Source organism: Ruegeria sp. AL12 (genome assembly GCF_056540885.1).
Genome location: NZ_JBQFXN010000001.1, coordinates 262,872 through 275,585, shown reverse-complemented (window position 1 = coordinate 275,585; position 12,714 = coordinate 262,872). Strand labels below are relative to the sequence as shown.

10 protein-coding genes are annotated in these 12,714 nt (G+C 61.3%); 1 reads left to right on the top strand and 9 read right to left on the bottom strand.

The features are described from left to right. Positions 1–41: 41 nt before the first annotated feature. On the top strand, positions 42–1,409 hold the full coding sequence (locus ACR0C6_RS01410; protein ID WP_480617989.1) for a DUF3179 domain-containing protein: 1,368 nt from the start codon (positions 42–44) through the stop codon (positions 1,407–1,409). 3 nt (positions 1,410–1,412) lie between these two features. Here the strand turns inward: ACR0C6_RS01410 and ACR0C6_RS01405 are convergent, their stop codons facing one another. From ACR0C6_RS01405 to ACR0C6_RS01365, 9 genes are all read right to left on the bottom strand, one after another. Then, positions 1,413–3,098, bottom strand: a complete 1,686-nt coding sequence (locus ACR0C6_RS01405; RefSeq protein WP_171114940.1) for a chloride channel protein — start codon at positions 3,096–3,098, stop codon at positions 1,413–1,415. A gap of 100 nt (positions 3,099–3,198) precedes the next feature. Continuing rightward, the gene (gene recN / locus ACR0C6_RS01400) at positions 3,199–4,848 is read right to left on the bottom strand and encodes a DNA repair protein RecN (protein WP_480617987.1); all 1,650 of its coding nucleotides are present in this window, start codon (positions 4,846–4,848) and stop codon (positions 3,199–3,201) included. A 36-nt stretch (positions 4,849–4,884) separates the two neighbouring features. Continuing rightward, complete coding sequence (locus ACR0C6_RS01395) at positions 4,885–5,748, bottom strand: outer membrane protein assembly factor BamD (protein ID WP_152458649.1); 864 nt, start codon at positions 5,746–5,748, stop codon at positions 4,885–4,887. Positions 5,749–5,874: 126 nt separating this feature from the next. Next, positions 5,875–6,795: a UDP-3-O-acyl-N-acetylglucosamine deacetylase gene (gene lpxC, locus ACR0C6_RS01390; protein ID WP_171231262.1), complete on the bottom strand. Its 921-nt coding sequence runs from the start codon at positions 6,793–6,795 to the stop codon at positions 5,875–5,877. A 213-nt stretch (positions 6,796–7,008) separates the two neighbouring features. Continuing rightward, positions 7,009–8,613, bottom strand: a complete 1,605-nt coding sequence (ftsZ, locus tag ACR0C6_RS01385) for a cell division protein FtsZ (protein ID WP_480617985.1) — start codon at positions 8,611–8,613, stop codon at positions 7,009–7,011. 348 nt (positions 8,614–8,961) lie between these two features. After that, positions 8,962–9,381, bottom strand: a complete 420-nt coding sequence (locus ACR0C6_RS01380) for a hypothetical protein (protein WP_152458652.1) — start codon at positions 9,379–9,381, stop codon at positions 8,962–8,964. Next, positions 9,368–10,702, bottom strand: coding sequence for a cell division protein FtsA (gene ftsA / locus ACR0C6_RS01375; RefSeq protein WP_170344711.1), 1,335 nt, complete (start codon positions 10,700–10,702; stop codon positions 9,368–9,370). The genes ACR0C6_RS01380 and ftsA overlap by 14 nt, the downstream gene beginning before the upstream one ends. A gap of 8 nt (positions 10,703–10,710) precedes the next feature. Beyond that, complete coding sequence (locus ACR0C6_RS01370) at positions 10,711–11,718, bottom strand: cell division protein FtsQ/DivIB (protein ID WP_480617983.1); 1,008 nt, start codon at positions 11,716–11,718, stop codon at positions 10,711–10,713. Beyond that, complete coding sequence (locus ACR0C6_RS01365) at positions 11,706–12,623, bottom strand: D-alanine--D-alanine ligase (RefSeq protein WP_480617981.1); 918 nt, start codon at positions 12,621–12,623, stop codon at positions 11,706–11,708. Before ACR0C6_RS01365 ends, ACR0C6_RS01370 begins: the two co-directional genes overlap by 13 nt. Positions 12,624–12,714 lie beyond the last annotated feature (91 nt).

Sequence of the window (12,714 nt, the reverse complement as noted above, 5' to 3'; positions counted from 1 at the left end):
ATTTGCGGCACACTTGCTCCGGGGTAACACCGGAGGCTTCCATGTCGATGTCACGTCGCGGTTTTGCTGGGATGATCGGGGCTGGTGCAATGGCACCCGGTGTGCTGTGGGCGCAGCAGGATCCGGTTCTGGACGCGTTGCGCAGCACGCTGAGCGGGCGTCGGACCGCATTTGAGGCGCAGATGGCGTATCTGAAGGACCGCGACCAGCCGGATGTCGTGGCCGGGTTGCTGACTGCGATGCGTTATGCCGACAGGCGACGGGGTGAGATTGTCGATGTGATGGAGGCCTTGACCGGGCAACGGCACGGCAATGACTGGTTCGAGTGGATGCTGTGGCAAGAACGAAACCCGCAGATTACCCCTCATCCGTCGCTGATCCCCTTCAAGCGCGAGGTTCTTCTGGGGATCGACCCGAATTTCGATCTGTTCCTGCGGCCCGAATATCTGCAACGCGACAAGATGAAGATCCGGCTGGAAGAGATCGCCTGGGGCGGTGTGTACAAGGATGGCATTCCGTCTCTGGACAATCCCACCCTGATCTCTGCTTCGAATGCGGGGTATCTGAAAGGCGATGATCTGGTATTCGGCGTGGCCATCAACGGGGATGAGCGTGCCTATCCCCTGCGGGTCATGGGCTGGCACGAGATGTTCAACGAGGTGATCGGAGGCGTGCCCGTGGCGCTGGCCTATTGCACGCTTTGCGGGTCGGGCATCCTGTTTGAAACCCGGGTGGCGGGGCGGCGAAAGCCGTTCATTTTCGGGTCGTCAGGTTTCCTCTATCGCTCGAACAAGCTGATGTTTGACCGAGAGACGCATTCGCTGTGGAACCAGTATACCGGCAGGCCTGTTGTGGGGCCTTTGGCGAACAGCGGCATCACGTTGAAACAGCGCCCTGTGGTGATCACGACATGGGACAGTTGGAGGACCTCGCATCCCAAAACCCGTGTTCTGTCGCTGAACACCGGGCATCGGCGCAATTACGGATCAGGGGTCGTTTATCGCGACTATTTCGCCTCGAGCGAGCTGATGTTCCCGGCGGTTGTGGATCAGTCCCGGCATCGGCAGAAGGATTACATCTTTGCCGTGCGCCAGTTTGGTGCAGCCCGCGCCTGGCCTCTGGATGCGTTCAAGGGCAAACCGGTGATCAACGATGCAATCGGTCGGACACCTCTGGTTCTGATTGGCGATCCCAAAGAGCGCAGCGTGCGGGCCTATGAGCGAAAAACGCATGCGTTCCGGGCGACGCAAGGCGGGTTGCAGGATAGCGCGGGGAACGGTTGGACCGTCACGGAAGAGGCTTTGATCGGGCCGGATGGAACGCGTTTGCCACGAGTCGCCGGTCATGTTTCCTACTGGTTTGCGTGGGACAATTATCTGGGCGACGCAGCCAGCGTGTATGGTGAGTGAAACTCAGGAATGCTCTTCGGCAGCCGTGGCCGCAAGCGCCCTGTTATATGCCTTGAGCGCATCGACGTGATAGAGCGCCCCAACCGGAGTTTCAGAGCCGTCGTTTTCCAGAATGACAACCGGAATGCAGGGGATGTCGTCACGATCAAAATAGGGCATGGCGGCTTCCAGCGTGGCGCTGGCCTGAATGCACAGGCCCTGGTCGATCAGCCCCTGCGCCTCTTCCTTCGTGATCGACCGCGGATCCCCAAGCGGGCGCATCACCGCTCCGGCGCGAAGCATTGCCAGCAGATAAGCCTGCGGCCCCGCGGCCAGGTGGACATCACGCCGTTCCAGCTGCGTCAGGAAGAAAGACCGGTCCACAAGTCTCGAGGCCAAGGCCGTGGACATGGACACGCTAACCATCACGGCAAGGCCGATCTGCCAATCGCCGGTCAGTTCAAAAACGATCAAAGTGGTCGAGATGGGCGCGCCCAGCACCGCCGCAGCCACGGCGCCCATTCCGGCAAAGGCATAAAGCGTATGCGTGCCCGACACATCCGGCAGCAACCCGGTGGCGATCAGACCGAAGGCCAGCCCGGTCAACGCCCCGACCATCAGAGACGGAGAGAACACCCCACCGCCCATGCGCCCGCCCATGGTAATCGCCACCGCGACCGTTTTGATCACCGCAAACAGGATGGCCGTGGTCAGCACCAGATCACCGGTCAGGGCGCGAATTGTCGTCTCGTACCCCACGCCGATGATATGCGGAAACCAGATCGCCATCAGCCCCAGCATCGCCCCGGACACCGCAGGGCGCAGCCAGGCCGGAATCGACAGGCGGTTTTGGATATGGCTGCCAATATCCTCGGCAAAGAAAATCGACCGCATCAGCAGCAGCGCGACAAGCCCGCAGATCAGGCCCAGGATCAGGAAGGCCGGAAGCTCGACATAGAATTGCAGCGATCCCGGCGTCTCGAGAGTGAACTCGGTAACGTCGCCATATTCCAGCCGGTTGATCACCGTTCCCGCGACCGAGGCGATGACGATCGGGGCAAAGGCGTGAACGGCGAAATGGCGCAGCACGACCTCGAGCGCGAACAAGGCCCCCGCAATGGGGGCGTTGAAGCTGGCCGACACGGCCGCGGCAACGGCACATCCCAACAGGTCACGCCCCGTGATCCCGTCCGCGTGTATGCGGTTGCTGACCCATGTGGAAATCACTCCGGCCATATGCACCACCGGCCCCTCGCGGCCTGTTGACCCGCCCGAACTGAGCGTGATCAGCGAGGCGAAGAACGACGCGATGCCCGCCTTGACCTCGACCCGCCCGTCGGTGATGGCCGAACCTTCGATCACGTCGGCAACCGACCGGACGCGGCCGTCATTGGTGAACCGGTTCAGGATGATGCCGACGACCAGGCCACCGAAGATGGGAATGATCAGAACCATGAACCATGGCAGTTTCTCGGCGTGGCTGTGCAGCAGCAGGATGTCATCGGTATCGTAAAGATAGGCTTGCAGCGCGCGGATGGCCTTGCGGAAGCCAAGCGCCATGAAACCGGCCGCGATCCCGATGGCCAGCGCAATGAACCAGAACTGGATCTGGCTTGGCCCCCGGCGCAGCATGACCCGCCACGCATCCTTGATCGCGGCCAGAGCCTGATTGAACTGGTTGCGCAGAACGGTGCGGGTCGATTGGGTCATTGGCCCTCGGGGATCATCACTTAACCCTTAGTAAGCCACGGAGCGCCCATATAAAAGTGAGATAGCGACAGTGTGAGCACCAATTCACGCCATCGCCGCGTCAGGCCTGCAACAGAGCCCGGGCGGCGGCTCGGGCTTCTTCGGTGATGGTGTCGCCGGCCACCATGCGCGCGATTTCGTCCACCCGATCCGGTTCGGCCAGAGGAATGACGGTGGATAGGGTTTGTCCGTCGGTGACCTGTTTCTGCACCCGCCAGTGATGCGCCGCCCGTGCGGCGACTTGAGGGGAATGGGTGACAACCAGAACCTGCCCGCCCTGCGCCAGCGAGGCCAGCCTGCGCCCGACGGCATCGGCTGTTGCCCCACCGACACCGCGATCGATTTCGTCAAAGATCATCGTTCGGGCACTGTCGTCGCCAGACAGGCAGACCTTGAGGGCCAGCAGAAAGCGGCTGAGCTCACCCCCCGAGGCGATCTTGTTGAGCGGTCCTGCCGGCGCACCGGGGTTGGTGGCCACGGTGAAGGCCACCGCGTCGGTGCCTTCGGGGCCGGCTTCAGCCGGGGTGATCTCGGTCTGGAACACGGCGCGTTCCATCTTGAGCGGGGCCAGTTCCGCCATGACGGCCGCGTCAAGCCGTCCGGCGGCGGCCTTGCGCGCGGCGCTGAGGTCGGCTGCGGCGGCGTCATAGGCCTGTTGCGCCGCGTCCACGGCCGCTCGCCTGTCTGCCAGGTCGGCATCCCCTGCCTCCAACCGGTTCAACCGGTCACGCAGAGTGTCGGCAAACGAACCCAGATCATCCGGGGCCACGTCATGTTTGCGGGCCTGCGCACGGATGGCAAACAGGCGTTCCTCGGCCTGTTCCAATTCTGCCGGGTTGAAGTCCAGCGCCTGAAGGCAGGCATTCACGCCATCCTGCGCCTCGCCCAACTCTATCATCGCGCGCCCGAGCGCTGCTATCGGTTCTTCCAACTGGCCGCCCGCATTGTCCGAGACGCCTTCCAGCCAGCGGATGGCGTCGGACATGGCCCCTTCCGCCCCGTCCACGGACAACAGGGCAAAGGCACGCGCAACATCGTCGCGAATCCGCTCGGCCCCTTGCATCATGCGGCGGCGGGCATCCAGCTCGGCATCCTCACCGGGTTGCGGGTCTAGCTGGTCAAGTTCGGCGACCGCGTGACGCAGGAATTCTTCCTCGCTGCGGACGGCAGCCAGAGCGGCCTCGGTCTCGGCCAGCGCCTTGCGGGTACGGGACATCGCGGCCCAGGCGGTTCGCACGTTTGTCAGTTGCTCTGAAACCTGTGCGAATTCGTCCAGCATTGCCCGATGACCACGTGGGTTCAGCAAACCGCGGTCATCATGCTGTCCGTGCAGTTCGATCAGAGTCTCAGACAGCGCCCGCAGAACTTCGCCCGAGCAACGGCGGTCATTGACCCAGGCGGTCTTGCGCCCCTCGGCCGTGTTGACGCGACGCAGGATCAGTTCCTGGCCCCCCGGCAGGCCGGCTTCGGCCAGAATCGCATGTGCGGGATGATCGGCAGAGAGCTCGAATTCGGCGACGACCTCACCCTGCGCGGCCCCCTGCCGCACCAGTTCCGCGCGCCCTCGCCAGCCCAACACGAAGCCAAGCGAATCCAGCAGAATCGATTTGCCCGCACCGGTTTCGCCGGTCAGGGCGTTCAAGCCCGGCTGAAAGCTCAGTTCCAGCCGGTCGATGATCAGCATATCGCGGATATCAAGGGCGCGCAGCATGTGGTCTTCAGCGTCCCGGACCAAAGGCCATCGCGATTACAACCATTCACCTTTGATGGTCTGACGATAAATCGTGCTGAGCCAGTTGTTACCGCGGCTCTTGAGATCGAGCCCGCGAGAGGTCAACAGTTTGTACGCATCGTCATACCATTCCGAGGACTGGTAGTTGTAGCCAAGAATGGCACCTGCGGTCTGCGCCTCGTCCAGCAGGCCAAGCGACAGATAGGCCTCGACCAGACGATACAGTGCTTCGGCGGTGTGGGATGTGGTCTGAAAGTCTTCGACCACAACTCGGAACCGGTTGATCGCCGCGACATAGTGATCCTGACGCAGGTAGTAGCGCCCGATCTCCATTTCCTTGCCTGCCAGATGGTCGAAGGCCAGATCGAACTTCAGAACCGCCGATGTGGCGTATTCGCTGTCGGGATAGACCTCGATCACGGTCCGCAGAGATTGCAGCGCCTGGAAGGTCAGGCCCTGGTCACGACCGACTTCGTCGATCTGATCATAATAGCTGAGCGCCAGCAGATACTGCGCATAAGCAGCATCTTCATCCGTCGGATAGAAGTCGATATAGCGCTGCGCCGCCGCGCGGCTTTCTTCGTAATTCTGGTCCGAATGGAACGAAAACGCCTGCATGATCAGCGCGCGCTTGGCCCAATCCGAATATGGATACAAACGTTCTACTTCCGAGAAATACCACGCCGCATCGTCCGAGCGATTCTGCGACAGTTCGTATTCACCTCGGGTATAGATCTGTTCCGGCGTGAACCCTTCCAGATTCTGTTCACGGTCCGCGCCCTTGTTGCCAAAAAGGCCGCCGGCGTTGCCGCATGCCGTCAAAACTGCTGCCAGAAGAATCGCACCCGCGAATCTGACTGCCGCTTTGCTGCCAACCATACCGCCCATCCTTGTCGTCTTGCTTAATGGGGTTTGCCCCGATTTGAGCCATGGTCTAGCACAGAAAATTCCGGTGCAAAACGCCTTATGCGACTTCTGGCGCAAATGTCGTCAGAGTTGATCTGATCAGGCCACTTCGGGAATTTCGTTGACAACAAGCCCCTGCCCCGGCAGGCGCGCGGCCTGTTCCGGCGTGCACAGTACCGGACGTACGGCGCCCGGCGTTTCGAACAGGTTGCGCAGCAATGTGTTGGTCAGCGAATGACCCGACTTGTTTCCGGTGAAGTGACCCAAAATCGGCCCACCAGCCAGATAGAGATCACCCAGAGCATCCAGCATCTTGTGACGCACGGCCTCGTCGACCCGGCGGAAACCGCCCGGTGTCAGAACTTCGACGCCCTGAACGACCACGGCATTTTCAAGCGTGCCGCCCAAAGCCAACCCGTTTTCGCGCATCGCCTCGACATCCGTGCGACGGCAGAACGTTCGACAATCGCTGAGTTCACGCGCGAAGGAACCGTTGCGCATGTCCAGCGTTTTGCTCTGGCTGCCAATGGCACCGTCTTCGAAATCGATATGGAAGTCGATGATCAGCCCGTCAGCGGGCGCAAGGCTGGCGCTCGCGCCTTCGCGGGATGCGGTGACGGTTTTCAGAACCTCATAGGCCAATACCGGGCTGGCCTGACGGCGCACGCCTCTGGCCATAATGCCACGCACAAATTCGATCGAAGAGCCGTCCATGATCGGAACTTCCGGGCCGTCGATCTCGACAAGCGCGTTGTGCACGCCACATCCGGCCAATGCAGCCATGATATGTTCGACGGTGGAAACCGAAACACCGGCATCATTCACCAGACGCGTACAAAGCGGGGTCCGTTCAACCGCATAGTAGATCGCCGGGATCATCGCGTCGCCCAGTTGAATATCCGTCCGCTTGAACCAGATGCCATGACCAGCCGCCGCCGGTTTCAGGACCATGGTCGCCGGCTTACCACTGTGCAGCCCGACGCCTTTAAACGTGACCGGAGATTTGAGCGTATGTTGCAAAATGGGCCTCGGTGAGTAGTGTCCAGCCTGCTTGGGCCGTGTTGGACACTGAGTTAAGGAAGCCCGCGTCAAGGCTCAACTCACTCTTTGCAACCGATTGAAACATGTATGTAACAGATCGGCAAAACCCTGCTCACATAGTTGCAAGTTACTGTTAATAAACAATTAAGGGCCGCCAAATGGCAGCCCTTTGAGTGGATTTTGTTACCGTGATCAGTTGGCTTGACGGCGCAGGAAGGCCGGAATTTCGATGCGGTCCTGATCCGGATCGGCCTCTTCCTGAAGCGGCGCGGTCGCCTCGGACTGTCGCAAAACGGGTTGCTGCCGCGGCGGTTGGGCCGGTGTATCCGAGGCATGACCTGTCATCCGATCGATCAGACGATTGAAGCCAAAACGCGACCGCTCCTCGGGTTCCGGTTGCGAAACCGCTTCGGGCTGGCGGGGCGCTGCCGGTCGCTGTGGCGCCGACGGAACCTTCTGCACAGCAGCCTGCAAACGCTGCAACGCTTCGGGCGACGGGGTGCCGGCAGCATGCCCGCGTGGTGCCACAAATGCCTCGGGCGCGGGCTCAACATGCTCGGGCTGCGGTTCGAATTCGGCCACACGCGGCTGATAAGCAGGTGGCGGCAGGCCATCATCGTCTCGCTCGTCGCGCGGCTGGAATTGCGGCTGCGCCGGTTCTTCGGCGGCTTCGAACAGTGAAGGTTCGCGGTTTTCTTCCGGCTGCGGGGCGGGCTCTGCTGCGTCGGCAGCTACGCGCGCTTCTTCCTGAACATGCTCTTCAGCCGAAACCGTGCGGGTCAGCGGTTCGGACATCGAACGGCGGGCCACCGGGACTTCGGTCGTTTTTTCGCTGGCGTCGATGCCGGTCGCAACAACCGACACGCGCATTCCGCCTTCCATGGCGGTATCCAGCGTCGAGCCGACGATGATATTGGCCTCGGGGTCCACTTCCTCGCGGATGCGGTTGGCGGCTTCGTCCAGCTCGAACAGGGTCAGGTCGTGCGAGCCGGTGATGTTGATCAGCACGCCTTTGGCGCCCTTGAGGCTGATTTCGTCCAACAGCGGGTTTGCAATGGCCTTTTCCGCCGCCTGGATGGCGCGGTCTTCGCCTGTTGCCTCGCCGGTGCCCATCATCGCCTTGCCCATCTCGTCCATCACGGCGCGAACGTCGGCAAAGTCGAGGTTGATCAGGCCGGGGCGCACCATCAGGTCGGTCACGCCTTTGACGCCCTGATACAGAACGTCGTCAGCCATCGAGAATGCCTCGGTAAAAGTGGTCTTTTCATTGGCCAGACGGAACAGGTTCTGGTTGGGGATGATGATCAGCGTATCGACGACCTTTTGCAGCGCCTCGACGCCGTCTTCGGCCTGACGCATCCGCTTGGCACCTTCGAACTGGAAGGGCTTGGTGACGACACCGACGGTCAGAACACCCAGCTCACGCGCGGCCTGCGCGATGATCGGAGCAGCCCCCGTTCCGGTACCGCCGCCCATACCGGCGGTGATGAAGCACATATGCGCGCCGGCAAGGTGGTCCACGATCTGTTCGATACTTTCCTCGGCGGCGGCCGCGCCTACGGTCGGGCGGGCCCCTGCCCCCAGACCTTCGGTGACTTTCACGCCCAGCTGCACCCGCGCCGAGGACTGGCTTTGTTGCAGTGCCTGTGCGTCGGTGTTGGCGACCACGAAATCAACGCCGTCCAACTGTTTTTCAATCATGTTGTTGACGGCGTTCCCGCCTGCACCGCCAACGCCAAATACTGTAATCCGAGGCTTCAGTTCGTCGTGCCCGGGCATCGAAAGATTCAATGTCATGCTCTGTCCGCCTGTATTTATGTCCCGCCAAAGCGGTGTTTTTCTTACCTATCCTTGTTCGATTCTAACGGCCTGATGCCAAAAGGTCACGTCAAAAATCGCGTTTTCCCACAAAATATGGAGGAAATAAGGCATAAACCGGCGGCATTTCGCAGGCCATGCCAGATATAGCGGAAACAACGGCGACCATCACTAGACAACCGGCATGAACGCGAGGACACATTCGTTCATCGCGCTCTGATCGACTGTCATCTACATTGCGGAAAACTGCTCAGGTCCTGCCGCGAGGCCTCTTTCGGGCCTTGTGGATATCTTGCGGGATAAATCGAAACGCTGCAACCGGTTTCTTCAGCTGAGCGGTGCATTTGGACAGTCCAGGCCGCGGTCAGTCATGGAACGCACTTCCTGTATTTCCCCATCGACGAATGAGGCAAGCCGCACCATCAAACGACCTTCATGCAAAAATGGCCACCAACAGACCGGAATGCCGTCCGGGTCATTGTCGTACAGAAAACACAACTGACCGTTTGGCGTCGTGATCTGCCCGTAGACACAGCCCTGCCCCTCTTCGCGCCAGACCGACATGCGGCGATTCAGGAATTGTTCGGTTCCCACCAGGCCACCGCTGCGGATTTCGTAGAATGTCAGAGTTTTGCCGACCGCCGCGTCCAGAAACGCTTCGGGCGTGATCATGGTCTGGGCCGAGGCCCAGCAAGGCAGCAGCGCCGCGCACAGAGCACCCCCGCGCAGGACTCTACCAGTTGTCACGGAACCACCGTACGGCGCGCTTGAATGGGCGCGCGGCATAGGTGTCGACCGGGATTTCAAAATCCCACCATTCATCCTGAGGATGGGCCGCAAACAGGCTGAGGCCGACAGCGGACGAGAACCCGGGCCCGGTGGCTGATTGCGGCAGCCCATGCACGCGCAACGGGCGGCCCAGGCGAACGCGCTGACCAAGGATGCGCGTGGCCAGCCCGTCCAGCCCCATGATCTGGCTGCCGCCGCCGGTCAGTACGATCTGCTGGCTTGGCATATGTTCAAACCCGGCGGCGTCCAGCCGGACGCGGACCTCTTCGAGAATTTCCTCGACACGCGGGCGCATGATACCGATCAGTTCGGCACGGCTGACGGTGCGGCGGTCGTGTTCCCAGTCGCCGGTATCACCACCGATATCAATCATATCCCTGTCGTCGGCCCCGGTGGCATGAACGCCACCATTGAATGTCTTGATCCGTTCCGCCACGGCGGCAGGCACACCCAGGCCCATCGAGATATCGGCGGTCACGTGATCGCCGCCCATGCGCACGCAATCGGCATAGATCATGTGCTTTTTCATGAAGATCGAAACGCTTGTGGTGCCTCCGCCCATGTCGATACAGGCCGCGCCCAGTTCCTGCTCGTCTTCGACCAGCGCCGAGATGCCCGAGACATAGGCCGAGTTGGCAATACCCGCAAGTTCAAGATCGCAGCGCTTGATACAACGCACGATGTTCTGGATCGCTGACGAATCCACGGTCAGCATATGCATGTCGACCGCAAGGCTCTGGCCCATCTGCCCACGCGGGTCGATCAGGCCCGACCGGTTGTCGAGCGCGAAATTCACCGGTTGAGCATGCAGCACTTCGCGCCCGTCACCATAATCCGGCACGTCGCAGGCGTTCAGAACCCGGCCCACTTCGGCCTCGGTCACGATCTGACCGTCCAGATCGACTTGCGCATCCAGCCCGTAAGAGCGCGGGTTCGCGCCCGAGAAACAGGCGATCACATGATCGACGCGGATGTCGGCCATCTTCTGTGCGGCCTGAAGCGCGGTGCGGATGGCACGTTCGGTTTCCTGCATGGCTGTGACTTCGCCGAACTGGACACCCCGCGACCGGGTGGTCGCGGCACCGATGACGCGAAAACCGGTCTGCCCCGCCATGGAACCGATGGTATTGTCCTCGCTCAGCCGACCGGTTCCGTCAAAGCGCAGCACAAGACAGGCGATTTTCGAGCTGCCCACATCCAGAATCGCAATCACACCGCGTTGCAAAGCCTGCCGCCGCATCTGACGCATGGCACGTTGGGACTGATAAAGATCGGTCATCATGGTCGTTACTGCCCGTTACTCACTGTCACTTTTGTGTTCCACCAGTCTTCGCTGGCGGCTTTGGTCATTCGGATGGTCGGACGCTGCCCAAGGCGCATGTCGACCACGGCCACGTCACGTTCCAGAAGGTCCTGTACCTCGTTCACGGCAAGCACGCGTTCCAACGCACGCACCGGGCGTTCGGTCGGCAGCATGATGCGCTGACCACGGTCCAGCACCAGATCCCAGCGCCGCTCTCCCACGCGCACCAAGCCGCGCACGCGATTGCCCAGGCTGCGCGAAGTCCGCAGAAGCTCCAGTGCTTCTCCGACGTGATCGTCGGCGCCTGTCCCCGCGATCAACGGCAGATCGGCGTGGTCCTTGCGAGAGGTGGCTTCCTTGACATGCGCGCCTGTCTCATCCAGCAGCTCAAGCCCCTCGCGCGTTCGCCAGACGATCACCGGCTGACGCTCGACGACATCGACTTGCAGGATGCCTCCGGGGCGGATTCTGACGGTTGCGGATTTTACCGGGTCCAGCCCGGTTATCGTGTCGCGGATCTGTTCAACATCCAAATCCCAGGAACTGATCGGGAAATCCAGTGGCACGATTTCGCGGATATCCTCGGACAGGCCGGTTCCCGCCCCATCGATGGCCATCAGGTTGACCATGAATTCGGGGCGCTCCTGAATCGAAGTGCGCACGTCGGCGATATAAGCGGCAAGTGCGTCGCGACGGTCCTGCGAGGCAAAGAAGATGCCAAGCGCGGCAGCGATGGCGCAGATCGGCAGGCCGACCTTGACACCAAGGCGAATGCCCGGCGTCAGCATCCAACGTTGCAGCCGATAGCTGAGACGGGACGGCGCAGGGTCACTGCGTCTTGCAGAGCGGGAAAACACACGCGCACCGCGCAGGCGCAAAAGCGGTTCGGCCTCGTGCGAGTCCGTGTCGGCCGAAGCGAAATCCGCATCCGGCCCTGCAACAGGTTTGGTTCGATGGATTTCCAACGCGCGGCTGGCGGTCAGCGGTCGCATGAGGCGTCCTCCACCATCCAGGCGCAGAGCTGGCCGAATGTCATTCCAAGATGAGCGGCCTGTTCCGGGACCAGAGAGGTCGGCGTCATGCCGGGCTGGGTATTGGTTTCCAGCAGGAACAACCCATCGGCACCCATGCTGTCATCCCAGCGGAAATCGGTGCGGGACACACCCTTGCACCCCAGCACATTATGCGCCCGCACGGCATAGTCCATGCAGCGGTCAAAGATGTCCTGCGGGATGTCGGCGGGCAGGACATGCCACGAGCCGCCGGGCTTGTACTTGGCGTCATAGTCGTACCAGCCGCCATCGGTCATGATTTCGGTCACGGTCAGGGCGCGGTCGCCCATCACGGTCACGGTCAACTCGCGGCCCGCCACGTATTTCTCGACCATCACCAGATCGGGCATCGCCTCGTCCAGCTGCGGCGGGCCGTTGGCATTTTCGTGGACGATGTAAATCCCAACGCTGGAGCCTTCATTGTTCGGCTTGGCCACATAGGGCGGCTCCATCACGTGAACTTCGACCACCTCGACCTTGGGCACGATCACGCTCGGTACGACGGGCAGCCCTTCGGTTTGGTAAATCTCTTTGCTGCGCTGCTTGTCCATTGCCAGCGCCGAGGCCAGAACACCGGAATGGGTGTAAGGGATACGCATCCACTCCAACAGGCCTTGCACACACCCATCTTCGCCCCAGCGGCCATGCAGGGCGTTGAAAACCACATCCGGTTTGATGTCCACAAGGCGCGCGCAGAGGTCGGGACCTGCGTCCAGTTCGACCACTTCAAAGCCTTCTCCCACAAGGGCGGCCGCGCATTCGCGCCCAGAGCTGAGAGACACCTCGCGTTCCGCCGAGGGTCCACCCATCAATACCGCCACTTTGGGGTTTGTCCTGCTCGACATACCCAATGTGCGCCTCAATGTCCCCGGACCTTACGTGGTGGTCCGTACTGCGTTTATGCCTTTGATCCGTCGCCTGAATTTGCCTGTTATG